The 23,170-nt window shown below is 49.7% G+C and carries 23 protein-coding genes and 2 pseudogenes; 14 read left to right on the top strand and 11 right to left on the bottom strand.

Annotation, left to right across the window (positions count from 1 at the left end; genetic code table 11):
• Window positions 1–10: 10 nt before the first annotated feature.
• Entirely contained in the window at window positions 11–601 is a 591-nt protein-coding gene (cobO, locus tag ACUU1M_RS03820; protein WP_001278905.1) for a cob(I)yrinic acid a,c-diamide adenosyltransferase, read from the bottom strand.
• Window positions 598–1,356 (bottom strand): YciK family oxidoreductase, encoded by a 759-nt coding sequence (locus ACUU1M_RS03815; protein WP_000559294.1) that lies wholly within the window; start codon window positions 1,354–1,356, stop codon window positions 598–600. The genes cobO and ACUU1M_RS03815 overlap by 4 nt, the downstream gene beginning before the upstream one ends.
• Window positions 1,357–1,575: 219 nt before the next feature.
• On the opposite strand from ACUU1M_RS03815, the gene sohB reads away from it, so the two are divergent.
• Complete coding sequence (gene sohB / locus ACUU1M_RS03810) at window positions 1,576–2,625, top strand: protease SohB (RefSeq protein WP_000422045.1); 1,050 nt, start codon at window positions 1,576–1,578, stop codon at window positions 2,623–2,625.
• 35 nt (window positions 2,626–2,660) lie between these two features.
• Here the strand turns inward: sohB and ACUU1M_RS03805 are convergent, their stop codons facing one another.
• Entirely contained in the window at window positions 2,661–2,912 is a 252-nt protein-coding gene (locus ACUU1M_RS03805) for a YciN family protein (RefSeq protein WP_001031530.1), read from the bottom strand.
• 379 nt (window positions 2,913–3,291) lie between these two features.
• Here ACUU1M_RS03805 and topA point away from each other — a divergent pair, with 379 nt between their 5' ends.
• The 6 genes from topA to acnA all read left to right on the top strand — a co-directional run bounded on the left by topA (window position 3,292) and on the right by acnA (window position 10,750).
• Window positions 3,292–5,889 carry a type I DNA topoisomerase gene (topA, locus tag ACUU1M_RS03800; protein ID WP_005074608.1) on the top strand — a complete coding sequence of 866 codons (2,598 nt, stop codon included), beginning with the start codon at window positions 3,292–3,294 and terminating at the stop codon, window positions 5,887–5,889.
• Between the two features lie 209 nt (window positions 5,890–6,098).
• Window positions 6,099–7,073 (top strand): HTH-type transcriptional regulator CysB, encoded by a 975-nt coding sequence (cysB, locus tag ACUU1M_RS03795; RefSeq protein WP_000776246.1) that lies wholly within the window; start codon window positions 6,099–6,101, stop codon window positions 7,071–7,073.
• Window positions 7,074–7,391: 318 nt separating this feature from the next.
• The gene (locus ACUU1M_RS03790) at window positions 7,392–7,532 is read left to right on the top strand and encodes a YmiA family putative membrane protein (protein ID WP_001300896.1); all 141 of its coding nucleotides are present in this window, start codon (window positions 7,392–7,394) and stop codon (window positions 7,530–7,532) included.
• A gap of 2 nt (window positions 7,533–7,534) precedes the next feature.
• Complete coding sequence (gene yciX, locus ACUU1M_RS03785; protein WP_000233043.1) at window positions 7,535–7,702, top strand: protein YciX; 168 nt, start codon at window positions 7,535–7,537, stop codon at window positions 7,700–7,702.
• A gap of 113 nt (window positions 7,703–7,815) precedes the next feature.
• Entirely contained in the window at window positions 7,816–7,911 is a 96-nt protein-coding gene (gene ymiC / locus ACUU1M_RS03780) for a small membrane protein YmiC (protein ID WP_001310756.1), read from the top strand.
• 163 nt (window positions 7,912–8,074) lie between these two features.
• A complete protein-coding gene (gene acnA / locus ACUU1M_RS03775) occupies window positions 8,075–10,750 on the top strand; it encodes an aconitate hydratase AcnA (RefSeq protein ID WP_000099511.1) in 2,676 nt (891 codons plus the stop codon).
• A 63-nt stretch (window positions 10,751–10,813) separates the two neighbouring features.
• On the opposite strand, the gene ribA is transcribed toward acnA, so the two are convergent.
• Window positions 10,814–11,404 (bottom strand): GTP cyclohydrolase II, encoded by a 591-nt coding sequence (gene ribA / locus ACUU1M_RS03770; protein ID WP_001176295.1) that lies wholly within the window; start codon window positions 11,402–11,404, stop codon window positions 10,814–10,816.
• Between the two features lie 169 nt (window positions 11,405–11,573).
• On the opposite strand from ribA, the gene pgpB reads away from it, so the two are divergent.
• The 5 genes from pgpB (at window position 11,574) to yciH (ending at window position 15,227) form a co-directional block, all read left to right on the top strand.
• A complete protein-coding gene (pgpB, locus tag ACUU1M_RS03765; RefSeq protein WP_001256538.1) occupies window positions 11,574–12,338 on the top strand; it encodes a phosphatidylglycerophosphatase B in 765 nt (254 codons plus the stop codon).
• A 148-nt stretch (window positions 12,339–12,486) separates the two neighbouring features.
• The gene (lapA, locus tag ACUU1M_RS03760) at window positions 12,487–12,795 is read left to right on the top strand and encodes a lipopolysaccharide assembly protein LapA (protein WP_000876286.1); all 309 of its coding nucleotides are present in this window, start codon (window positions 12,487–12,489) and stop codon (window positions 12,793–12,795) included.
• Between the two features lie 6 nt (window positions 12,796–12,801).
• The gene (lapB, locus tag ACUU1M_RS03755; RefSeq protein ID WP_152028875.1) at window positions 12,802–13,971 is read left to right on the top strand and encodes a lipopolysaccharide assembly protein LapB; all 1,170 of its coding nucleotides are present in this window, start codon (window positions 12,802–12,804) and stop codon (window positions 13,969–13,971) included.
• 192 nt (window positions 13,972–14,163) lie between these two features.
• Entirely contained in the window at window positions 14,164–14,901 is a 738-nt protein-coding gene (pyrF, locus tag ACUU1M_RS03750) for an orotidine-5'-phosphate decarboxylase (RefSeq protein ID WP_000176259.1), read from the top strand.
• A complete protein-coding gene (gene yciH, locus ACUU1M_RS03745) occupies window positions 14,901–15,227 on the top strand; it encodes a stress response translation initiation inhibitor YciH (protein ID WP_005049711.1) in 327 nt (108 codons plus the stop codon). The genes pyrF and yciH overlap by 1 nt, the downstream gene beginning before the upstream one ends.
• A gap of 125 nt (window positions 15,228–15,352) precedes the next feature.
• Here the strand turns inward: yciH and osmB are convergent, their stop codons facing one another.
• From osmB to ACUU1M_RS03730, 3 genes are all read right to left on the bottom strand, one after another.
• Entirely contained in the window at window positions 15,353–15,571 is a 219-nt protein-coding gene (osmB, locus tag ACUU1M_RS03740; protein WP_000498253.1) for an osmotically-inducible lipoprotein OsmB, read from the bottom strand.
• Window positions 15,572–15,839: 268 nt separating this feature from the next.
• Window positions 15,840–16,589 (bottom strand): DNA-binding transcriptional regulator YciT, encoded by a 750-nt coding sequence (gene yciT / locus ACUU1M_RS03735; protein ID WP_001088624.1) that lies wholly within the window; start codon window positions 16,587–16,589, stop codon window positions 15,840–15,842.
• Between the two features lie 89 nt (window positions 16,590–16,678).
• Window positions 16,679–16,852, bottom strand: coding sequence for a YciZ family protein (locus ACUU1M_RS03730; protein ID WP_001288369.1), 174 nt, complete (start codon window positions 16,850–16,852; stop codon window positions 16,679–16,681).
• Window positions 16,853–16,889: 37 nt separating this feature from the next.
• Between ACUU1M_RS03730 and ymiD the strand changes: the two genes are divergently transcribed.
• Complete coding sequence (ymiD, locus tag ACUU1M_RS03725; protein WP_211180493.1) at window positions 16,890–17,018, top strand: protein YmiD; 129 nt, start codon at window positions 16,890–16,892, stop codon at window positions 17,016–17,018.
• Here ymiD and pdeR read toward each other — a convergent pair.
• Window positions 17,000–18,861: pseudogene (gene pdeR, locus ACUU1M_RS03720) on the bottom strand (cyclic di-GMP phosphodiesterase). The gene ymiD and the pseudogene pdeR overlap by 19 nt on opposite strands.
• 53 nt (window positions 18,862–18,914) lie before the next feature.
• Here pdeR and ACUU1M_RS03715 point away from each other — a divergent pair.
• Window positions 18,915–19,017 (top strand): annotated as a pseudogene (locus ACUU1M_RS03715) (hypothetical protein).
• A gap of 77 nt (window positions 19,018–19,094) precedes the next feature.
• Here ACUU1M_RS03715 and rnb read toward each other — a convergent pair.
• The 3 genes from rnb to fabI form a co-directional block, all read right to left on the bottom strand.
• Window positions 19,095–21,029, bottom strand: a complete 1,935-nt coding sequence (gene rnb / locus ACUU1M_RS03710; protein ID WP_000485030.1) for an exoribonuclease II — start codon at window positions 21,027–21,029, stop codon at window positions 19,095–19,097.
• Window positions 21,030–21,096: 67 nt separating this feature from the next.
• Complete coding sequence (locus ACUU1M_RS03705; RefSeq protein ID WP_005074635.1) at window positions 21,097–22,224, bottom strand: carboxymuconolactone decarboxylase family protein; 1,128 nt, start codon at window positions 22,222–22,224, stop codon at window positions 21,097–21,099.
• A 143-nt stretch (window positions 22,225–22,367) separates the two neighbouring features.
• Window positions 22,368–23,156: an enoyl-ACP reductase FabI gene (gene fabI, locus ACUU1M_RS03700; protein ID WP_000506490.1), complete on the bottom strand. Its 789-nt coding sequence runs from the start codon at window positions 23,154–23,156 to the stop codon at window positions 22,368–22,370.
• Window positions 23,157–23,170 lie beyond the last annotated feature (14 nt).

The following is a 23,170-nucleotide window of genomic DNA, read 5'->3' as shown; positions in this document are numbered from 1 at the left end:
TTTTTACAGATTAATAATCAATCCCTATTTGCGCCTTAACACCGGCATCAAACGCATGTCTGATGGGGCGCAGCTCACTTACCGTATCCGCCAGTTCAAGAATATCCCGATGACAGCCTCGACCCGTGATAATCACCGTCTGTTGATGTGGACGTTCATTTAACGCCTGCACCACTTCTTCCAGTGGCAAATAGTCATACGCCACCATATACGTCAGTTCATCAAGCAAAACCATATCCAGTGAGGAATCAGCAAGCATCCGCTTTGCATGTTGCCAGACTTCGCGGCAGGCGGCGGTATCAGACTCGCGGTTTTGTGTATCCCAGGTAAAGCCCGTTGCCATCACCTGAAACTCAACGCCATGTGGCTCCAGCAGATTGCGTTCGCCATTAGGCCAGGTGCCTTTAATAAACTGCACGACGCCCACTTTTTTTCCGTGACCAACTGCGCGTGTTGCCGTACCAAATGCCGCGGTGGTTTTGCCTTTTCCATTGCCGGTAAAGACGATGATAATACCGCGTTCATCCTGGGCCTGGGCCACACGAGCATCTACTTTTTCTTTCACTCGCTGCTGACGCTGTTGGTAGCGTTCATCACTCATTGGGAAATTCCTGGTTTACGGCCCGGTTGGGCGTCAAAGGTCATGCCGGTTTTACGGCGGCTGTCATCGCCCATCAGCCAGAGGTAGAGCGGCATGATATCAGCGGGTGTTTTAAGTTTCTGTGGTTCTTCGGTCGGGAAGGCGCTTGCGCGCATTGCGGTGCGCGTACCGCCTGGGTTAATGCAGTTGACGCGCAGGCGCTGCTGATATTCATCGGCCAGTACCTGCATCATCCCTTCGGTGGCAAATTTCGACGCTGCATATGCACCCCAGTTGGCTCGTCCCTGACGTCCAACGCTTGATGAAGTAAAGACCAGTGAACCGGCGTCCGATTTGAGTAATAAAGGAAGCAGTGCCTGGGTGAGCATAAAGGTGGCATTAACGTTGACCTGCATGACGTCCTGCCAGACCTGCGGATTTTGTTCGCTCATTGGGCAAACATCGCCGAGCAATCCGGCATTATGCAAAACACCATCCAGACGCGGATAATTAACGACAATGCGCTGTGCCAGTTGTTGGCAATTTTCGGACGTGCAGGTCAGCAAATCGAGAATAAACCACTGTGGCTGACGCCCAGTTTCTTCGTTTATGTGGCTGGCTACCTGACGTAATTTTTCTTCATTACGGCCCAACAGAATCACTGTCGCACCATAGCGTGCATACGTCATCGCGGCTTCACGACCAATCCCATCGCTGGCTCCCGTCACCAGGATAATGCGATCATTGAGTAAATCTTGTTTTGGCTGGTAATGCATGGCTACTCCTCAACGACGTTGTCTGTCGCGCTGCCAGTGTACTTTATGACTTTGGGGCTTTATGCCTGAAACAGAAGGGCATTTCAATCAGCCTGGGGCGATAACACCGCAAAATGGATACTTTGTCATACTTTCGCTGCAATAACATCTCTGCGAGACGGCTTAACATGCCTGTTGTAAACTGTGAGCCAAAGCGTTGTTTAACCAAGGTGGGGACTCGTGGAATTGTTGTCTGAATATGGTTTGTTTTTGGCTAAAATCGTTACCGTTGTGCTAGCGATTGCGGCGATTGCCGCCATTATTGTCAATGTTGCTCAACGTAATAAACGCCAGCGTGGCGAGTTACGGGTCAACAATCTCAGCGAACAGTATAAGGAGATGAAAGAAGAACTGGCCGCGGCGCTGATGGACTCACATCAGCAAAAACAGTGGCACAAAGCGCAGAAGAAAAAGCACAAGCAAGAAGCGAAAGCAGCAAAAGCGAAAGCCAAACTGGGCGAGGTGGCAACTGACAGTAAACCTCGCGTCTGGGTGCTGGATTTTAAAGGCAGCATGGACGCCCATGAAGTGAACTCGCTACGTGAAGAGATAACGGCGGTACTCGCAGCATTCAAACCGCAGGATCAGGTTGTGCTCCGTCTGGAAAGCCCTGGTGGCATGGTGCATGGTTACGGGTTGGCGGCTTCGCAGCTGCAGCGTCTGCGTGATAAAAACATTCCTTTAACTGTTACGGTAGACAAAGTCGCTGCCAGCGGCGGTTACATGATGGCCTGTGTGGCGGACAAAATTGTTTCCGCACCGTTTGCTATTGTGGGTTCCATTGGGGTGGTGGCGCAAATGCCCAACTTTAACCGCTTCCTGAAAAGCAAAGATATTGATATCGAACTGCACACCGCCGGGCAGTATAAGCGCACGCTGACCTTGCTGGGTGAAAATACCGAAGAAGGGCGGGAGAAATTCCGCGAAGAGCTGAACGAAACGCATCAGTTATTTAAAGATTTTGTGAAGCGTATGCGTCCGTCTCTGGATATTGAACAGGTGGCAACGGGTGAACACTGGTACGGACAACAGGCGGTAGAGAAAGGCCTGGTTGATGAAATCAACACCAGTGATGAAGTTATTCTTAGCCTGATGGAAGGCCGTGAAGTGGTTAATGTACGCTATATGCAGCGTAAACGACTCATTGACCGATTCACCGGCAGCGCGGCAGAGAGCGCCGATCGATTGTTGCTACGCTGGTGGCAGCGGGGTCAAAAGCCATTGATGTAAAAGACAAACGCGAGGCTAAGACCTCGCGTTTTGCTTTAATCAACCAGATGATATTTTTCTGAAAGCACATGGGCCAGGTGTTTGAACATATTAAACACCGCGGTGCTTTTGGCTGTTGGCAATCCTTGTTCATCTAAAAAGTAGTCGCCGGTAAATACCAGCACGCCATTACGCTGCGTGACGCCGGTGGCTTCAATCCCTGCGAGCGTATCCTCATGCTCACGAATGATTTTGTTGGCCTCTTTCAACAGCGTTTCGCGGTCGATGGGTTGTGTCTCTTTGTTCATTATTTACTCCTTAAACAAGGACATTAGTCTACGCCAGGCATGGCTTGCAGACAAATATACCACGCTGGTGGCAAGAGCGCCTTACTGGCAACTTTGGATTTTGCATGCTAATAAAGTTGCGTATCGGATTTTATCAGGTACAGTGTGACGCTTTCGTCAATCTGGCAATAGATTTGCTTGACATTCGACCAAAATTCCGTCGTGCTATAGCGCCTGTAGGCCAAGACCTGTTAACTCAGTCACCTGAATTTTCGTGAACAGAGTCACGACAAGGGGTTGATATCCGCAGAGAGCGAGTCCATATCGGTAACTCGTTGCCAGTGGAAGGTTTATCAACGTGCGACGCATTCCTGGAAGAATCAAATTAGGTAAGGTGAATATGGGTAAAGCTCTTGTCATCGTTGAGTCCCCGGCAAAAGCCAAAACGATCAACAAGTATCTGGGTAGTGACTACGTGGTGAAATCCAGCGTCGGTCACATCCGCGATTTGCCGACCAGTGGCTCAGCTGCCAAAAAGAGTGCCGACTCTACCTCCACCAAGACGGCTAAAAAGCCTAAAAAGGATGAACGTGGCGCTCTCGTCAACCGTATGGGGGTTGACCCGTGGCACAATTGGGAGGCGCACTATGAAGTGTTGCCTGGTAAAGAGAAGGTCGTCTCTGAACTGAAACAACTGGCTGAAAAAGCCGACCACATCTATCTCGCAACCGACCTTGACCGCGAAGGGGAAGCCATTGCATGGCACCTGCGGGAAGTAATTGGTGGTGATGATGCGCGCTATAGCCGAGTGGTGTTTAACGAAATTACTAAAAACGCGATCCGCCAGGCATTTAACAAACCGGGTGAGCTGAATATTGATCGTGTTAATGCCCAGCAGGCGCGTCGCTTTATGGACCGCGTGGTGGGGTATATGGTTTCGCCGCTGCTGTGGAAAAAGATCGCTCGTGGTCTGTCTGCCGGTCGTGTGCAGTCGGTGGCGGTCCGCCTGGTGGTAGAGCGTGAGCGTGAAATTAAAGCGTTCGTACCGGAAGAGTTCTGGGAAGTCGATGCCAGCACGACTACGCCATCTGGTGAAGCGTTGGCGTTGCAGGTGACTCATCAGAATGACAAACCGTTCCGTCCGGTCAACAAAGAACAAACTCAGGCTGCGGTAAGTCTGCTGGAAAAAGCGCGCTACAGCGTGCTGGAACGTGAAGACAAACCGACAACCAGTAAACCTGGCGCTCCTTTTATTACCTCTACGCTGCAACAAGCTGCCAGCACCCGTCTTGGTTTTGGCGTGAAAAAAACCATGATGATGGCGCAGCGTTTGTATGAAGCAGGCTATATCACTTACATGCGTACCGACTCCACTAACCTCAGTCAGGACGCGGTAAATATGGTTCGCGGTTATATCAGCGATAATTTTGGTAAGAAATATCTGCCGGAAAGTCCGAATCAGTACGCCAGCAAAGAAAACTCACAGGAAGCGCACGAAGCGATTCGTCCTTCTGACGTCAATGTGATGGCGGAATCGCTGAAGGATATGGAAGCAGATGCGCAGAAACTGTACCAGTTAATCTGGCGTCAGTTCGTTGCCTGCCAGATGACCCCAGCGAAATATGACTCCACGACGCTGACCGTTGGTGCGGGCGATTTCCGCCTGAAAGCACGCGGTCGTATTTTGCGCTTTGATGGCTGGACAAAAGTGATGCCTGCACTGCGTAAAGGCGATGAAGATCGTATCTTACCGGCAGTCGATAAAGGCGATGCTCTGACGCTCGTTGAACTAACACCAGCCCAGCACTTTACCAAGCCGCCAGCCCGTTTCAGTGAAGCATCGCTGGTTAAAGAACTGGAAAAACGTGGTATCGGTCGTCCGTCTACCTATGCGTCGATCATTTCGACCATTCAGGATCGTGGCTATGTGCGAGTAGAAAATCATCGTTTCTATGCGGAAAAAATGGGCGAAATCGTCACCGATCGCCTTGAAGAAAATTTCCGCGAGTTAATGAACTACGACTTTACCGCGCAGATGGAAAACAGCCTCGACCAGGTGGCAAATCACGAAGCAGAGTGGAAAGCTGTACTGGATCACTTCTTCTCGGATTTCACCCAGCAGTTAGATAAAGCTGAAAAAGATCCGGAAGAGGGTGGTATGCGCCCGAACCAGATGGTTCTGACCAGCATTGACTGCCCGACTTGTGGTCGCAAAATGGGGATTCGCACAGCGAGCACCGGGGTATTCCTTGGCTGTTCTGGCTATGCGCTGCCGCCGAAAGAGCGTTGCAAAACCACCATTAACCTGGTGCCGGAAAACGAAGTGCTGAACGTGCTGGAAGGCGAAGATGCTGAAACCAACGCGCTGCGCGCAAAACGTCGTTGCCCGAAATGCGGCACGGCGATGGACAGCTATCTCATCGATCCGAAACGTAAGTTGCATGTCTGTGGTAATAACCCAACCTGCGACGGTTACGAGATCGAAGAGGGCGAATTCCGCATTAAAGGTTATGACGGCCCGATCGTTGAGTGTGAAAAATGTGGCTCTGAAATGCACCTGAAAATGGGGCGTTTCGGTAAATACATGGCCTGCACCAACGAAGAGTGTAAAAACACACGTAAGATTTTACGTAACGGCGAAGTGGCACCACCGAAAGAAGAACCGGTGCCATTACCTGAGCTGCCGTGCGAAAAATCAGATGCTTATTTCGTGCTGCGTGACGGTGCTGCCGGTGTGTTCCTGGCTGCCAACACTTTCCCGAAATCGCGTGAAACGCGTGCGCCACTGGTGGAAGAGCTTTATCGCTTCCGCGACCGTCTGCCGGAAAAACTGCGTTATCTGGCCGATGCGCCACAGCAGGATCCGGAAGGTAATAAGACCATGGTTCGCTTTAGCCGTAAAACCAAACAGCAATATGTCTCTTCGGAAAAAGACGGAAAGGCGACTGGCTGGTCAGCATTTTATGTTGATGGCAAATGGGTTGAAGGAAAAAAATAACCTTTAATTCTGTCAGGTTTTTATAAACAAAGGGTCGCGAAAGCGGCCCTTTTTTATTGCATATTATTTTTTCTTCACACCTATACACTAAGGCTATAAATGATATAGTGGTTATAGTTAGCACCTTTTTTATTATTAAATCGTATTAGTCACCCGCCAGGTGTGACGAAAAAACGATGTTCTGATGGCGTCTAAGTGGATGGTTTAACATGAAATTACAACAACTTCGCTATATTGTTGAGGTGGTCAATCATAACCTGAATGTCTCATCAACAGCGGAAGGACTTTACACATCACAACCCGGGATCAGTAAACAAGTCAGAATGCTGGAAGACGAGCTAGGCATTCAAATTTTTTCCCGAAGCGGCAAGCACCTGACGCAGGTAACGCCAGCAGGACAAGAAATAATTCGTATCGCTCGCGAAGTCCTGTCGAAAGTCGATGCCATAAAATCGGTTGCCGGTGAGCACACCTGGCCGGATAAAGGCTCGCTGTATATCGCCACCACGCATACCCAGGCACGCTACGCGTTACCAAACGTTATCAAAGGCTTTATTGAGCGTTATCCCCGCGTTTCTTTGCATATGCACCAGGGCCCGCCGACACAAATTGCTGATGCCGTCTCTAAAGGCAATGCCGATTTCGCTATCGCCACAGAAGCGCTGCATCTGTATGAAGATTTAGTGATGTTACCGTGCTACCACTGGAATCGGGCTATTGTAGTCACTCCGGATCACCCGCTGGCAGGCAAAAAAGCCATTACCATTGAAGAACTGGCGCAATATCCGTTGGTGACATATACCTTCGGCTTTACCGGACGTTCAGAACTGGATACTGCCTTTAACCGCGCAGGGTTAACGCCGCGTATCGTTTTCACGGCAACGGATGCTGACGTCATTAAAACTTACGTCCGGTTAGGGCTGGGGGTAGGGGTCATTGCCAGCATGGCGGTGGATCCGGTCGCCGATCCCGACCTTGTGCGCGTTGATGCTCACGATATCTTCAGCCACAGTACAACCAAAATTGGTTTTCGCCGTAGTACTTTTTTGCGCAGTTATATGTATGATTTCATTCAGCGTTTTGCACCGCATTTAACGCGTGATGTCGTTGATGCGGCTGTCGCATTGCGCTCCAATGAAGAAATTGAGGTCATGTTTAAAGATATAAAACTGCCGGAAAAATAATTTCTTGCGTTATTTTCGGCACCTTTTATGTAGCGAAGGTGCCGGAATATATTCTCTTTTGTTACTTATTTCTATACCGTGCACAATATTTTTATCCCTCATATTTATAGGGTAAATTACCTGTAAAGTAGTGTCTAATTACCCGCCTCGCAAATTCCAGTTTTCAAATATCTATTTCAGGTCAAAAGATTGAATTATTCACTGGAGACGATTCGTAAATTCGCTGGATTTTTGACTAAAGTTTTTTTAGGATTTGTCTCATCGTATGATTAATTACACCAATCATTCAACGTCTTGCTGATAAGTGATGGCGATTATATGAGGTTAGCAATGCCTTCTGGAAATCAGGAACCCCGCCGTGATCCTGAATTAAAACGTAAAGCCTGGCTGGCGGTTTTTCTTGGTTCTGCACTTTTCTGGGTGGTTGTCGCACTGCTGATTTGGAAAGTGTGGGGATAACTATGGTCGGTCAGGAGCAACTGGAGTCGTCACCATTATGCCAGCATAGTGACAATGAACCAGAAACGAAACGGGAATGTTCCGTCGTTATTCCAGACGACTGGCAACTAACATCGCAGCAGCAAGCCTTTATAGAACTGTTTGCTGAAGATGATCAGCCGAAACAATAATTATCATCATTCTTATTACCCATTTTTAATGAATTAAAGGGCTTTTAATACACCGCAGCAATAACAGCTTGAGTTATCTCAACACAAAATAATAACCGTTAAGGGTGTAGCCTATGATCAACACAAATATGAAATATTGGTCCTGGATGGGCGCGTTTTCTCTGTCGATGCTCTTCTGGGCCGAACTCCTCTGGATCATTACTCACTGATCCTTGACCCCGCTGCGGCGGGGTTGTCATTTGCTTTGCCACAAGGTTTCTCCTCTTTTATCAATTTGGGTTGTTATCAAATTGTTACGCGATGTTTGTGTTATCTTTAATATTCACCCTGAAGAGAATCAGGGCTTCGCAACCCTGTCATTAAGGAGGAGCTATGTCGTCAACCCTACGAGAAGCCAGTAAGGACACGTTGCAGGCCAAAGATAAAACTTACCACTACTACAGCCTGCCGCTTGCTGCTAAATCACTGGGCGATATCACCCGTCTACCCAAGTCACTCAAAGTTTTGCTCGAAAACCTGCTGCGCTGGCAGGATGGTAACTCAGTTACCGAAGAGGATATCCACGCACTGGCGGGATGGCTGAAAAATGCCCATGCTGACCGTGAAATTGCCTACCGCCCGGCAAGGGTGCTGATGCAGGACTTTACCGGCGTACCTGCCGTTGTTGATCTGGCGGCAATGCGCGAAGCGGTTAAACGCCTCGGTGGCGATACTGCAAAGGTTAACCCGCTCTCACCGGTCGACCTGGTCATTGACCACTCGGTGACCGTCGATCGTTTTGGTGATGATGAGGCATTTGAAGAAAACGTACGCCTGGAAATGGAGCGCAACCACGAACGTTATGTGTTCCTGAAATGGGGAAAGCAAGCGTTCAGTCGGTTTAGCGTCGTGCCGCCAGGCACAGGCATTTGCCATCAGGTTAACCTCGAATATCTCGGCAAAGCAGTGTGGAGCGAATTGCAGGACGGTGAATGGATTGCTTATCCGGATACACTCGTTGGTACTGACTCGCACACCACTATGATCAACGGCCTTGGCGTGCTGGGGTGGGGCGTGGGTGGGATCGAAGCAGAAGCCGCCATGTTAGGCCAGCCGGTTTCCATGCTTATCCCGGACGTAGTGGGCTTTAAACTTACCGGAAAATTACGTGAAGGTATTACCGCCACAGACCTGGTTCTTACTGTTACCCAAATGCTGCGCAAACATGGCGTGGTGGGGAAATTCGTCGAATTTTATGGTGATGGTCTGGATTCACTACCGTTGGCGGATCGCGCCACCATTGCCAATATGTCGCCAGAATATGGTGCCACCTGTGGCTTCTTCCCAATCGATGCAGTAACCCTCGATTACATGCGTTTAAGCGGGCGCAGCGAAGATCAGGTCGAGTTGGTCGAAAAATATGCCAAAGCGCAGGGCATGTGGCGTAACCCGGGCGATGAACCGATTTTTACCAGTATGTTAGAACTGGATATGAATGACGTTGAAGCGAGCCTGGCAGGGCCAAAACGCCCACAGGATCGCGTTGCACTGCCCGATGTACCAAAAGCATTTGCCGCCAGTAACGAACTGGAAGTGAATGCCACGCATAAAGATCGCCTGCCAGTCGATTATGTTATGAACGGACATCAGTATCAGTTACCTGATGGCGCTGTGGTCATTGCTGCGATAACCTCGTGCACCAACACCTCTAACCCAAGTGTGCTGATGGCCGCAGGCTTGCTGGCGAAAAAAGCCGTAACTCTTGGCCTCAAGCGGCAACCGTGGGTCAAAGCGTCGCTGGCACCGGGTTCGAAAGTCGTTTCTGATTATCTGGCAAAAGCGAAACTGACACCGTATCTCGACGAACTGGGGTTTAACCTTGTGGGATACGGTTGTACCACCTGTATTGGTAACTCTGGGCCGCTGCCCGATCCTATCGAAACGGCAATCAAAAAAGGCGATTTAACCGTCGGTGCGGTGCTGTCCGGCAACCGTAACTTTGAAGGCCGTATCCATCCGCTGGTTAAAACTAACTGGCTGGCCTCGCCGCCGCTGGTGGTTGCCTATGCGCTGGCGGGAAATATGAATATCAACCTGGCTTCTGAGCCTATCGGCCATGATCGCAAAGGCGATCCGGTTTATCTGAAAGATATCTGGCCATCGGCACAAGAAATTGCCCGTGCGGTAGAACAAGTCTCCACAGAAATGTTCCGCAAAGAGTACGCAGAAGTTTTTGAAGGCACAGCAGAGTGGAAGGAAATTAACGTCACACGATCCGATACCTACGGTTGGCAGGAGGACTCAACCTATATTCGCTTATCGCCTTTCTTTGATGAAATGCAGGCAACACCAGCACCAGTGGAAGATATTCACGGTGCGCGGATCCTCGCAATGCTGGGGGATTCAGTCACCACTGACCATATCTCTCCGGCGGGCAGTATTAAGCCCGACAGCCCAGCGGGTCGATATCTACAAGGTCGGGGTGTTGAGCGAAAAGACTTTAACTCCTACGGTTCGCGGCGTGGTAACCATGAAGTGATGATGCGCGGCACCTTCGCCAATATTCGCATCCGTAATGAAATGGTGCCTGGCGTTGAAGGGGGGATGACGCGGCATTTACCTGACAGCGACGTAGTCTCTATTTATGATGCTGCGATGCGCTATAAGCAGGAGCAAACGCCGCTGGCGGTGATTGCCGGGAAAGAGTATGGATCAGGCTCAAGCCGTGACTGGGCGGCAAAAGGACCTCGTCTGCTTGGAATTCGTGTGGTGATTGCCGAATCGTTTGAACGAATTCACCGTTCGAATTTAATTGGCATGGGCATCCTGCCGCTGGAATTTCCGCAAGGCGTGACGCGTAAAACGTTAGGGCTAACCGGGGAAGAGAAGATTGATATTGGCGATCTGCAAAATCTACAACCTGGCGCGACGGTTCCGGTGACGCTTACGCGCGCGGATGGTAGCCAGGAAGTCGTACCCTGCCGTTGTCGTATCGACACCGCGACGGAGTTGACCTACTACCAGAACGACGGCATTTTGCATTATGTCATTCGTAATATGTTGAAGTAACAAGTATTTGCTTGCCGGTTATTTTGCTTCCGGCAAGCAAATGAATTACACAATGCAAGAGGGTTATTTGTTCAGCAAATGGCCCATTTTCTCGGCTTTGGTATCGAGATAATGTTCGTTATTGGGGTTACGACCTACAATCAATGGTACGCGTTCAACAATATTAATCCCTGCTTCGGTCAGAATTTCGACTTTTTTCGGGTTATTGGTTAACAAGCGGACTTCATTGACGCCAAGGAGTTTGAACATATCAGCGCAAAGAGTGAAGTCGCGCTCATCAGCGGCGAAGCCTAACTGGTGGTTAGCCTCTACGGTATCGTAACCTTGATCCTGCAGTGCGTAAGCGCGGATTTTATTCAGCAGACCAATGTTACGACCTTCCTGACGGTGATACAGCAAAATACCACGGCCTTCCTCGGCAATTTGCGTCAATGCCGCTTCGAGCTGGAAGCCACAATCGCAGCGCAAGCTGAACAGGGCGTCACCGGTCAGACATTCGGAATGGACGCGCGCAAGTACCGGGGTATGCCCGGAAATATCGCCATAGACTAGCGCGACATGATCGTGTCCGGTTGCCAGTTCTTCAAATCCCACCATCAGGAAATCGCCCCATGGGGTTGGCAGTTTGGCTTCTGCCACACGTTTAAGCTGCATGAAATTCTCCAGATAATGCTGGTTCTGTATTGGCTTATTTTGCCATAACGAGAAGGGGTTCACCTAATCACGACGCGTCGATCGTTCACGGAATGGCACAAATCTGTCAATTTTTCTTGGAACTGGCATTTTCAGTTATGATTGTGGGACTTATCAAAAAGGAGAGGCCATGCGTTCGATTGCCCGACGTACCGCAGTGGGAGCTGCACTATTGCTTGTCATGCCAGTAGCCGTATGGATTTCTGGCTGGCGTTGGCAACCTGGAGAACAAAGTTGGCTACTAAAAGCGGCTTTTTGGGTTACTGAAACTGTCACCCAGCCCTGGGGCGTCATTACACATTTGATTTTGTTCGGCTGGTTTCTCTGGTGTCTGCGTTTTCGCATTAAGGCTGCCTTTGTATTATTTGCCATTCTGGCGGCGGCAATCCTTGTTGGACAAGGCGTTAAATCCTGGATCAAAGACAAAGTACAGGAACCACGACCTTTTGTTATCTGGTTGGAAAAAACACATCATATTCCGGTTGATGAGTTCTACACTTTAAAGCGAGCAGAACGCGGAAATCTAGTAAAAGAACAGTTGGCTGAAGAGAAAAATATTCCACAATATTTGCGTTCACACTGGCAGAAAGAGACGGGGTTTGCCTTTCCTTCCGGTCACACGATGTTTGCTGCCAGTTGGGCACTGCTGGCCGTTGGTTTGCTGTGGCCGCGTCGGCGAACGTTAACCATTGCTATCTTGTTGGTCTGGGCAACGGGAGTCATGGGAAGCCGCCTGCTGCTCGGGATGCATTGGCCACGCGATCTGGTGGTAGCTACGTTGATTTCGTGGGCGCTGGTGGCGGTGGCAACGTGGCTTGCGCAACGAATTTGTGGGCCATTAACACCACCTGCGGAAGAAAATCGCGAAATTGCACAACGAGAACAAGAAAGTTAACGCTGGTTGATTTTCCGAATTTAGGCCTTAAATCATCAACAATGCGCGTGGATACCATTTCGCAGACGGCGCGAAAATGGTACTTTAAAGGGCTATTGCGGTAAGTTGACCATAATTTATTCGCTCTAACCACATAACGGGAAGTAATGTGAAATATTTACTCATTTTCTTACTGGTGTTAGCGATCTTCGTGATTTCGGTCACGTTGGGTGCGCAGAACGATCAACAGGTGACGTTTAATTATCTGTTAGCGCAAGGGGAGTACCGTATTTCCACATTGCTGGCGGTATTGTTTGCTGCGGGGTTTGCTATCGGTTGGTTGATTTGTGGCCTGTTCTGGCTGCGAGTTCGTGTTTCCCTGGCGCGCGCTGAACGTAAAATAAAGCGACTGGAAAACCAGCTTTCACCCGCGACTGACGTGGCTGTAGTGCCGCACTCGTCAGCGGCGAAGGAATAACTTTCTATGCTGGAGTTGTTGTTTCTGCTTTTGCCTGTAGCCGCTGCCTATGGCTGGTATATGGGCCGCAGAAGTGCGCAACAAAACAAGCAAGATGAAGCCAACCGCTTGTCGCGTGATTACGTAGCGGGGGTTAACTTTCTGCTTAGTAATCAACAGGATAAAGCGGTAGACCTGTTTCTCGATATGCTTAAAGAGGATACAGGCACCGTTGAAGCCCACCTTACGCTCGGAAACCTGTTCCGTTCGCGTGGCGAAGTTGATCGCGCTATTCGCATCCATCAGACCCTAATGGAAAGCGCCTCGCTGACCTATGAACAGCGTCTGTTGGCGATTCAACAACTGGGGCGTGATTACATGGCCGCCGGGTTATACGACCGCGCGGAAGACATGTCCAATCAGCTGACCGATGAAACTGACTTCCGCATTGGCGCGCTGCAACAGTTGCTACAAATCTACCAGGCTACCAGTGAGTGGCAGAAAGCAATTGATGTTGCCGAACGCCTGGTGAAGCTGGGTAAAGATAAACAGCGCGTCGAAATTGCCCATTTCTACTGTGAGTTAGCCCTGCAGCATATGGCCAGCGACGATCTCGATCGTGCCATGACCTTGCTAAAAAAAGGGGCGGCGGCAGATAAAAACAGCGCCCGCGTATCCATCATGATGGGACGCGTGTTTATGGCGAAAGGAGAATACGCCAAAGCCGTCGAAAGTTTGCAACGCGTCATATCCCAGGACAGAGAACTGGTCAGCGAAACGCTGGAAATGTTGCAAACCTGCTATCAGCAGTTGGGTAAAACTGCCGAATGGGCAGAATTCCTGCAACGCGCGGTGGAAGAGAACACCGGTGCCGATGCTGAATTGATGCTTGCTGATATCATCGAAGCGCGCGACGGTAGTGAGGCTGCACAGGTCTATATTACACGCCAGCTTCAGCGTCATCCGACCATGCGTGTATTCCATAAGCTAATGGATTACCACTTAAATGAAGCGGAAGAAGGGCGCGCCAAAGAGAGTCTGATGGTGCTGCGTGACATGGTTGGCGAGAAGGTGCGTAGTAAGCCTCGTTATAGCTGCCAGAAATGTGGTTTTACCGCATACACCCTCTACTGGCATTGTCCGTCTTGTCGTGCCTGGTCAACTATTAAACCGATTCGCGGTCTTGATGGCCTGTAATTTTTAAAAAAATCCGACTTTAGTTACAACATACTAGTTATTGATGTCCCATTGTGCTCCGGCAACGACGGAGCAGAAAAAGCCTGCTAGGGGAAAAATCGCAACTGTTAATTTTTTATTTCCACGGGTAGAATGCTCGCCGTTTACCTGTTTCGCGCCACTTCCGGTGCCCATCATCAAGAAGGTCTGGTCATGACGTTAACTGCTTCATCTTCTTCCCGCGCTGTTACGAATTCTCCTGTGGTTGTTGCCCTTGATTATCATAATTGTGATGACGCGCTGTCCTTTGTCGACAAGATCGACCCACGCGATTGTCGTCTGAAGGTCGGTAAAGAGATGTTTACATTGTTTGGGCCACAGTTTGTGCGCGAACTTCAACAGCGTGGTTTTGATATCTTTCTTGACCTGAAATTCCACGATATCCCCAACACTGCAGCGCACGCTGTCGCTGCTGCAGCTGACTTAGGCGTGTGGATGGTGAATGTTCATGCCTCCGGTGGGGCGCGTATGATGACCGCAGCGCGTGAGGCACTGGTTCCGTTTGGCAAAGATGCACCGCTTTTGATTGCTGTGACAGTGTTGACCAGCATGGAAGCCAGCGACCTGGCCGATCTTGGCGTGACACTGTCACCTGCAGATTATGCAGAACGTCTGGCAGCACTGACGCAAAAATGTGGCCTTGATGGTGTGGTGTGTTCTGCTCAGGAAGCTGTGCGCTTTAAACAGGTATTCGGTCAGGAGTTCAAACTGGTTACACCGGGCATTCGTCCGCAGGGGAGTGAAGCTGGTGACCAGCGCCGCATTATGACGCCAGAACAGGCGTTGGCGGCTGGTGTTGATTATATGGTGATTGGTCGCCCGGTAACGCAATCGGTAGATCCAGCGCAGACACTGAAAGCGATCAACGCCTCTTTACAGCGGAGTGCATGATGAGTGATTCCAACAGCCGTCTGGTCTACTCAACGGAAACCGGGCGTATTGATGAGCCCAAAGCGGCCCCAGTACGCCCTAAAGGCGATGGAGCGGTGCGTATTCAGCGTCAGACCAGTGGACGTAAAGGTAAGGGCGTTTGCCTGATTACCGGTATCGATCTCGATGATGCCGAACTGACAAAACTTGCAGCGGAACTGAAGAAAAAATGCGGCTGCGGCGGAGCAGTTAAAGATGGAGTTATTGAAATCCAGGGCGATAAGCGTGATTTATTAAAATCACTACTTGAAGCGAAAGGGATGAAGGTGAAACTCGCAGGCGGTTAACATAAAAAGCCACGGATATATCCGTGGCTTTCGAATATTTTACTGTGTGTATTATTCAGTTATTTCGTACTGAACAGAATCAAGCGTATTATAATTGCGAGTCGATAATCGACATTTATTTACGATTATTTACCGACCTGGTGACCAATAACACCACCGACAGCTGCACCACCTAATGTACCCAACGTACTGCCATCGGTCAGTACTGCACCGCCTAATGCCCCTGCACCCGCGCCGATTGCGGTGTTGCGGTCCCGTTTAGACCAGTTAGAACAGGCACTCAGAGACATTGCCAAAGTAATTGCCAGAACAGCCGCGGTCATTTTTTTGCTCGTTACAAACATAATACTCTCTCCTGAATTTATGATTCACGGAAGTAAGCTCTCTATAACTATAATAGCTAAGAATAAGCCTGGTGAAATTATTCCGTGAAATCTGCTCGCGCGCAGGGTTATATCACGCAGGTGATAATTACTTCCTGTTATATCGCTGATAATAATTTTATATCTTGAGAGTGTTAATAACAGGTAAATAGTCTTAATTATCAACCAGGAATCATCTTAGAGCGGATGATTTGCCAAACTGCAAATCATCCGTAGAGAAGGGAAATGGTTAAATGTCAACGACGTGAACGGTGAGTTTACTGTGCTCAAGATACATCAGATCGCTGGCGCGTATTTTCGAATCGGTAATCACGCGATTGAATCGCTCAACGGGACCGATGGAGTATGAATGTACAGCACCAAATTTCGAGCTGTCAGTCAGGACTATCGCTTCGCACTCTTTTTCCAGCACGGCATTGACCACATCGGTGCGCATCATATCGCGACCGGTGAATCCAGTTTCAGGTTGCCAGCCATCAATACCAATAAATGCTTTGCTGAAATGTACCTGCTGGATGCACTGGCGTGTCAAAGGGCCAACCATACTTTCGCTTTTTTTCTGGTACACGCCACCGAGCAAAATGACTTCACAAGGCGCGTCTTTCAGCAAATGCGCGATGTAGCTGCTGACCGTGATGATAGTGACATTTTTCTTCTGCTCCCCCAGAGTCCGGGCGAGCAGGGCATTGCTGCTGCCATTTTCGATAAAGATGGTTTCGCCCGGTTGAACCAGTGACGCGGCAAACTCGGCGAGTTCACGCTTCAGCGTATAGTTGCTCATCATACGGGTTTCGACGTCATCACTATCAAGCGAAACTGCAAAGCCATGTGCACGGCGGAGGTAACTCAGTTTTTCGAGGGTGTTGAGATCCTGGCGAATGGTAACTTCAGAAACTCCAGTGGCTTTTGCCAGATCGGTTACGCTAACCTGACCCTGGTCAATGACCATCTGTAGAATAGTTTGTTGTCGGGAATTCATCGCTGTAATTCTTATAACGTTATAATACTAAATAAAAAAATACTGACGCGCCGGGCATCCTCAAATAGGAAAACCTGAAGGCACGATTGTTAAATCTCCCACGGTGTCTTCGGGATGTCTGGCGTAGATTCAGCAACCTGGCGCAAGAGTTCTGCTTTAAGTATCTCGAGATTATGGATCGCAGAGTGGTAATCGCCTGCCACAAGGATATCTAACACAATATCAATACGTTCGGCAACGCGCTGGGCATCAAATTCAGACATCAAGGACATCCTTATAGCAAAAGGGGGAAAATGAATAATGCAAAAATTGCCGCTAAAAGAGAAGTGTTTAACAGCAACGGCTAATTATCATCCAGGAATACGATATATAATGACGGGATATAGCGCTAAGTATATATATTCATCTACTTATGCGCGCTTCAGATAGCGTTTATACCAGCGTTCGAAGGCGACGGCGGGCATCGGTTTGGCAAACAAAAATCCTTGCCGCTCATTGACCCCGTTCTTGGTTAAAAAAGCATCTTCCTTTGCACTCTCTACACCTTCGGCGATCACCTGAAGATTCAATGCCTGGGCCACAGCGACGATCGCCCGGACCAGTGACTGCGAGACAGGTTGTTTGTGAATATCTCGAACAAAAACCTGGTCAAGTTTGATGGCATCGATCGGAAAGCGCGCCAGTTGAGAAAGTGAAGAGTAGCCGGTACCAAAATCATCCAGATGCACTTGCGCACCTAGTTGGCTAAATTGTTGAATAACAGACAGTGCCAGTTCATCATTCTCAATCAGACAACTCTCTGTCAGTTCAACATCTATAGGGCAGTATTCAAAATTGAGTTCCTGGAGAACCTGTTTCAGGGCGGTGAAAATGGTTTGATCGGCGAGCTGACGTGCAGAAATATTTACCGCCACTCGCAGGTTTATGCCTTTATCCCGCCACTTTGCCACCTGGCGTACGACATCGAGAATCACCCAACGGCCTAAAGGCACAATTAGCCCTGACTCTTCGGCGTAGGAAATGAAGTCCAACGGTGGAATCAACCCACGTTCAGGTGACTGCCAACGTACTAGTGCTTCCAGACTGCGCACTTCGCCACGCTAGGTGATTTTCGATAACCAACTGATCGTTTTCCAGTGCTTTACGCAAGTTGGTATCCAGCCAGAGATATTCAAATACCCGCTGATTCATTTCTGGAGTAAAAACGCAAAATTGTCCTCGTCCGCCTTCCTTCGCTGTGTACATTGCTGTGTCGGCGTGACGAATAATAGTCGCGCTGTCCGAACCATGTTCGGGAGAGAGCGAAATACCTACTGAACAGCTGGTATAAACTTCAATTAAACCAATACGAAAGGGGAGGCGTAAGCGGGTCAAAATTCGTGATGCCATTGCTTCCAGCGCGCTTTGTGAGGTATTGGATGCCAGTACCAGAAACTCATCGCCACCTGGACGCGCCAACACCTGGTCATGTTCGAGACAGCTTAAAATAGCCAATGACACGTCGCGTAATAACTGGTCACCAAACAAATGCCCATAGGCGTCGTTGACCTTTTTAAAATTATCCAAATCAAGATACACAACCCCAACTTTATTGTTATCTGCCTGATTCGGTACCGGAACAGATTAAAAAAATCTCGTTTTTGCCACTGCCGCTGTGGACAAATTTATTGCGAAACAGAAACAGCCGCTGGCCTTTACGTGTTGGTATCCACAGTTCGACTTCATATGCATTGCCGCTTCGAAAAAATACACGGTTATTGCGCCTGGATGCCGCAGCTTCACGACGGCTCATAAACAGTTTAAACACGCTTTGCCCAATGACGTCGTGTTCTTTCAACCCTGTGTAATCTTCACATAACCGATTGAAGCGTTGGATATTCCCCCGGCTGTCGAGAATCACTATTGCGGAATGTGCTTCAGAAACTACCTGCTCAGCAAAGGAAAGCCCGTGTGATAAATCACGAGCAACCGCCGGTGTGTCATGCCATGCAGACGCGTTGCCAGCCCATTCCCGTTTATTGATTTTTCGTCCTACCAGATGCACAGAAAGATCGCTTTCATCGACGGTCAGACTCATCATCAGGCTGGAGGTGATGACCGTCATTTCCCTGATGCGAGCAGCCTGTTCGGCAGATAACTGCAATGTACGATCAGGTTCTGTGGTTTTGGTGGTAGAAAAGCGCAAAGCATCGCTGCTTTCCGTCAACCGCCAGTATGGATTGTGCGATCCGAGAAAGTTGTACAACGTTGTGGACTCCCTAACGGTTTTCATGATGCATATCCTCCGGTTAACAGCGGAGTCCGCGGTTAAATAAAAGGGACAACATGACTTACATGAAATTAACGGCGGCTAAACGCATTGTTTTTTATATATTTATTTGTAATCCAGTTTTGGAAAAACGCCAGTTTTCAAACGAAAGTCAGTTAAAAAATCTACCTGGATATAACGAAGGTAGAGCGGGGAAATAAACGGCCCATCCATGAGGAATGGGCCGTGAAAGGAGATTACGCGACCGGGCGCGCAATAATGCTGCGGGTTTCCATGCGGACTTCGGCAATGGTGACGTCAATAACGTCAGTTACTTTGTAAACCGTTTCACCTTTAATTTGTACAGTGCCGTTTTCCTGGCTGCAAACCAGTTCATCGCGCACAGCGTGTAAGAAAGGTGCCGGAATAAAGGCGATAGCGCCGTTATCAACCAAACGCACACGCATGCCGCCACGGCTGATATCGACAATTTCCGCCGCGAAACGGGTGCCGGTCCCGGCTTTATCTTTCAGGAAGCGTGCGTATAACCAGTCGCCAACATCACGTTCTGCCATCCGGTTGAGACGGCGACGTTCGGCCATTTGGACAGTGATTTCATCCTGCGGACGCGTCGCAGTTTCGCCGTTGATAACCGCTTTCAGCAGACGGTGGTTGATCATGTCGCCATATTTACGGATCGGCGAAGTCCAGGTGGCGTATGCTTCCAGACCGAGGCCAAAGTGAGGACCGGGTTCAGTGCTAATTTCAGCAAATGACTGGAAGCGACGAATGCGGCTGTCGAGGAAACCAGTTGGTTGCGCATCCAGTTCACGACGCAGTTTGCAGAAACCGTCCAGCGTGAGCACTTCTTCGGCATCGACATGCAGACCGTGCGTTTTCAGCAACGCTGCCAGCGCGTCGGCATTCGCCGGATCAAAGCCCATATGCACGTTATAGATGCCAAAACCGAGCTTATCGCGCAGTACGCGGGCCGCACAAATGTTAGCGGCAATCATCGCTTCTTCGACGATACGGTTGGCAATGCGACGAGGCTCGGCGACGATATCCAGCACTTCACCTTTTTCACCGAGAATAAAGCGGTAATCCGGGCGATCTTTAAACACCAGTGCGTGGTTATGACGCCACTCGCCGCGGCGTTGGCAAATTTGCGCTAGCAAACGGACTTGTTCGGCAATTGCTTCACTTTCAGGCTTCCAGTCACCGGTATTTTCCAGCCAGTCAGAAACCTGGTCATACACCAGCTTCGCTTTGGATTCGATGGTGGCGGCAAAGAATTCGATATTATCTTCAATGGTGCCATCAGCGGAGAGCGTCATGCGGCATGCCAGTACCGGGCGGACTTCATTGGCGCGCAGTGAGCAGAGATCGTCAGAAAGCTCGCGAGGCAGCATAGGGATGTTGAAGCCAGGCAGATAGTTGGTGAATGCGCGAATTTTCGCGGCTTTGTCCAGCTTGCTGCCTTCAGCAATCCACGCGGTTGGATCGGCAATCGCCACAATCAGCTGAAGTTTGTCATCCGGCAGCGCCTTAGCGAAAAGGGCGTCATCCATATCTTCAGTGCTGGCACTGTCGATGGTGACAAAATCCAGCGAGGTCAGATCTTCACGAACCAGACCTTCATCGAGCATTTCGGTAGCGACGCCGTCTGGTGCTTCTTTTTCCAGATTATGGCGCGCAAGGGTAACCCACCACGGTACAAAGTGGTCGTCACCAAAAGTGATGTATTGTGTCAGTTCAGCATAGAAAGAACGATCGCCTTTCAGCGGATGACGGCGCATTTCGGCAACCGCCCAGTCGCCTTCTTTAAACTCGTGGTTCAGGCCACGGGCTGCGCGGCAAGGAATGGCGTCTTTTAAAAGTGGATGATCAGGAACGATGGTCAGACGGTCATTTTTGCCCTGAACTTTACCCACGAAACGAGTCAGGAACGGTTCAACCAGTTCTTCTGGCTCTGCGGATTCACGTTCTTTTTCACTGTGGATCACCGCGATAATTCGGTCGCCATGCATGACTTTTTTCATCTGCGGCGGCGGAATGAAATAACTTTTTTGTGCGTCGACTTCCAGGAAGCCAAAGCCTTTTTCTGTGGCTTTTACCACCCCTTCAGCGCGTGGCGTCTGGGAATGCAGTTGCTGTTTAAGCTGCGCTAGCAGCGGGTTGTCCTGAAACATAATTGTCTATTTTGGTGGCCATTAGAGCGGCTGACAGTTTTACGCGAATCTGTCTGACGCGGCAAGGTTAATATGTCTCACCCAACGCGATTTTTAAGCGATTTATCCAGCCACACAGCCCGCTCCATACCAGCAGATTAATAATCTGCGTTGATGATTTTTCGTGTTCGAGTAAAGGGCTGAACTGGGCGGCGCTAAAGCGATCGGGTGCTCGGGTCAGCCATTGTATCGCCTGAACGGTAGCGCGCTCAACAGAATGACGGTCAGCCCATCGGTTAATTTCATTTTCGCCCTTGCGCAGAAGGGTGCTGATTTTTTTATATTCATTTGATGAATCCATACAGGTGGAAAAACAAGCAGGACTGCCATTTATACGCGCGCATAACAACGCTGCAAGCTGATTATCCGGCTGTGTATTGACCCGTGTGCTGTTTAACAACTTTTCGAGAAGGGAAAGTGAAATAGGGTGGAGAGAGTGTGTTTCGGCCAGTTGGCAAAGTTCTGCAGTTGAACTTTTTGTGTGCTCTTCAGGTAGTTTTTCCACCTCATAGCTGCTTCGCCAGCGTATTGATTCATCAGCAAACAGTGACGCGTCGGCGTAGTTTTGTATCGCCAGCCCGGGTAACCAGCGTACCGGATGCCCGAGATAAGCCTGAAATGTCGCAATTGTCCGCGCCTGAAAGCCAATAAAACCAATGATTTGGTTAATGATCACACAGTCCCAGACAGTAAGACCGACGTCATTCAGATGCTGGCGCGATCGGTTGTCGATAATAGAAGGCGAGCTAGCCAGTTGGCGGGCATATTGCGTGATTTGTGCCAACCGATGATTACTTTCCCTGGAGGAATCAGGTCCGGGGAGCGGCGTAAGTCGCGCCGAATAGTAGTTACATAACCGCTGGACGCCGCAAACCTGAGCAACCGTCAGGGCCGTCGACAAGCGTTCATAAGCGGTGAAGGTTTGTGAACGGGTCACGGTAAGCTGGTCAGGGAACAACTCCACTGCAAGAACGCGCGCAGGGACCAGCCATGAAAGGAAGGGGGCCAGCGTCTCTTCATCAAGGATCACGTCGAGCAGAAAGGGATCGCTGACCTTTGCGGCTTCCGGGACCAGAGGCAGAACGTCATACTCCGTAGTACTGGATTGCGTTTCATGATACCAGTGGCTTTTGCCGGTGATGTGGCGTTGTTCCATGGGCGCTCCTTGGTCGTAAAGGAAATCGTTATCCTGACGCAAGGCGGGAAGGGGAGAAAGACGGATCGGCGATAACAAATATCAGAAAGGTATAACAGAGATAACGGGCGGCAGAACGCCGCCCATCTTTACCAACAGAACGATTATTTCAGTTCGAGTTCGTTCATTGCAGCGATGCTGAAACCGCCGTCAACGTGGACTACTTCACCGGAGATACCGGCAGAGAGATCGGAGCACAGGAATGCCGCAGAGTTACCCACATCTTCAATAGTAACGGTACGGCGAATCGGGGTAACGGCTTCGCAATGAGCCAGCATTTTGCGGAAGTCTTTGATACCGGAGGCCGCCAGAGTACGGATCGGACCAGCAGAGATGGCGTTAACACGCACACCTTCCGGACCCATCGCGTTCGCCATATAGCGCACGTTCGCTTCCAGAGACGCTTTTGCCAGACCCATAACGTTGTAGTTCGGGATAGCGCGCTCAGCGCCAAGGTAGGAAAGGGTCAGCAGGGCAGAACCCGGATTCAGCATGGAGCGGCAAGCTTTTGCCATTGCAACGAAGCTGTAGGAGCTGATGTCGTGGGCAATTTTGAAGCCTTCACGGGTAACGGCGTTAACATAGTCACCATCCAGCTGATCGCCAGGTGCAAAACCAATAGAGTGTACGAAACCGTCAAATTTCGGCCAAACTTTCCCCAGTTCAGCGAACATGGTGTCGATGCTGGCATCTTCTGCAACATCGCACTGCAGAACGATGTCAGAACCCAATTGAGCGGCAAATTCTTCTACGCGGCCTTTCAGTTTGTCGTTCTGGTAGGTGAATGCCAGTTCAGCTCCTTCGCGGTGCATCGCCTGAGCGATACCGTAGGCGATGGACAGTTTGCTGGCAACACCGGTTACCAGAATGCGCTTACCGGAAAGAAAACCCATAGCTTTAATCCTTA

Source organism: Shigella sp. SIG6, from assembly GCF_053555815.1.
The sequence above is the reverse complement of the archived record's forward strand: the minus strand, read 5'-3'. Positions and strand labels throughout refer to the sequence as shown.

Coding starts and splice junctions, on each gene's coding strand:
- cobO (WP_001278905.1), bottom strand. CDS start 601: ATGAGTGATGAACGCTACCAACAGCGTCAGCAGCGAGTGAAAGAAAAA.
- ACUU1M_RS03815 (WP_000559294.1), bottom strand. CDS start 1,356: ATGCATTACCAGCCAAAACAAGATTTACTCAATGATCGCATTATCCTG.
- ACUU1M_RS03805 (WP_001031530.1), bottom strand. CDS start 2,912: ATGAACAAAGAGACACAACCCATCGACCGCGAAACGCTGTTGAAAGAG.
- topA (WP_005074608.1), top strand. CDS start 3,292: ATGGGTAAAGCTCTTGTCATCGTTGAGTCCCCGGCAAAAGCCAAAACG.
- cysB (WP_000776246.1), top strand. CDS start 6,099: ATGAAATTACAACAACTTCGCTATATTGTTGAGGTGGTCAATCATAAC.
- ACUU1M_RS03790 (WP_001300896.1), top strand. CDS start 7,392: ATGAGGTTAGCAATGCCTTCTGGAAATCAGGAACCCCGCCGTGATCCT.
- yciX (WP_000233043.1), top strand. CDS start 7,535: ATGGTCGGTCAGGAGCAACTGGAGTCGTCACCATTATGCCAGCATAGT.
- ymiC (WP_001310756.1), top strand. CDS start 7,816: ATGATCAACACAAATATGAAATATTGGTCCTGGATGGGCGCGTTTTCT.
- acnA (WP_000099511.1), top strand. CDS start 8,075: ATGTCGTCAACCCTACGAGAAGCCAGTAAGGACACGTTGCAGGCCAAA.
- ribA (WP_001176295.1), bottom strand. CDS start 11,404: ATGCAGCTTAAACGTGTGGCAGAAGCCAAACTGCCAACCCCATGGGGC.
- pgpB (WP_001256538.1), top strand. CDS start 11,574: ATGCGTTCGATTGCCCGACGTACCGCAGTGGGAGCTGCACTATTGCTT.
- lapB (WP_152028875.1), top strand. CDS start 12,802: ATGCTGGAGTTGTTGTTTCTGCTTTTGCCTGTAGCCGCTGCCTATGGC.
- pyrF (WP_000176259.1), top strand. CDS start 14,164: ATGACGTTAACTGCTTCATCTTCTTCCCGCGCTGTTACGAATTCTCCT.
- yciH (WP_005049711.1), top strand. CDS start 14,901: ATGAGTGATTCCAACAGCCGTCTGGTCTACTCAACGGAAACCGGGCGT.
- osmB (WP_000498253.1), bottom strand. CDS start 15,571: ATGTTTGTAACGAGCAAAAAAATGACCGCGGCTGTTCTGGCAATTACT.
- yciT (WP_001088624.1), bottom strand. CDS start 16,589: ATGAATTCCCGACAACAAACTATTCTACAGATGGTCATTGACCAGGGT.
- ACUU1M_RS03730 (WP_001288369.1), bottom strand. CDS start 16,852: ATGTCTGAATTTGATGCCCAGCGCGTTGCCGAACGTATTGATATTGTG.
- ymiD (WP_211180493.1), top strand. CDS start 16,890: ATGCAAAAATTGCCGCTAAAAGAGAAGTGTTTAACAGCAACGGCTAAT.
- rnb (WP_000485030.1), bottom strand. CDS start 21,029: ATGTTTCAGGACAACCCGCTGCTAGCGCAGCTTAAACAGCAACTGCAT.
- ACUU1M_RS03705 (WP_005074635.1), bottom strand. CDS start 22,224: ATGGAACAACGCCACATCACCGGCAAAAGCCACTGGTATCATGAAACG.
- fabI (WP_000506490.1), bottom strand. CDS start 23,156: ATGGGTTTTCTTTCCGGTAAGCGCATTCTGGTAACCGGTGTTGCCAGC.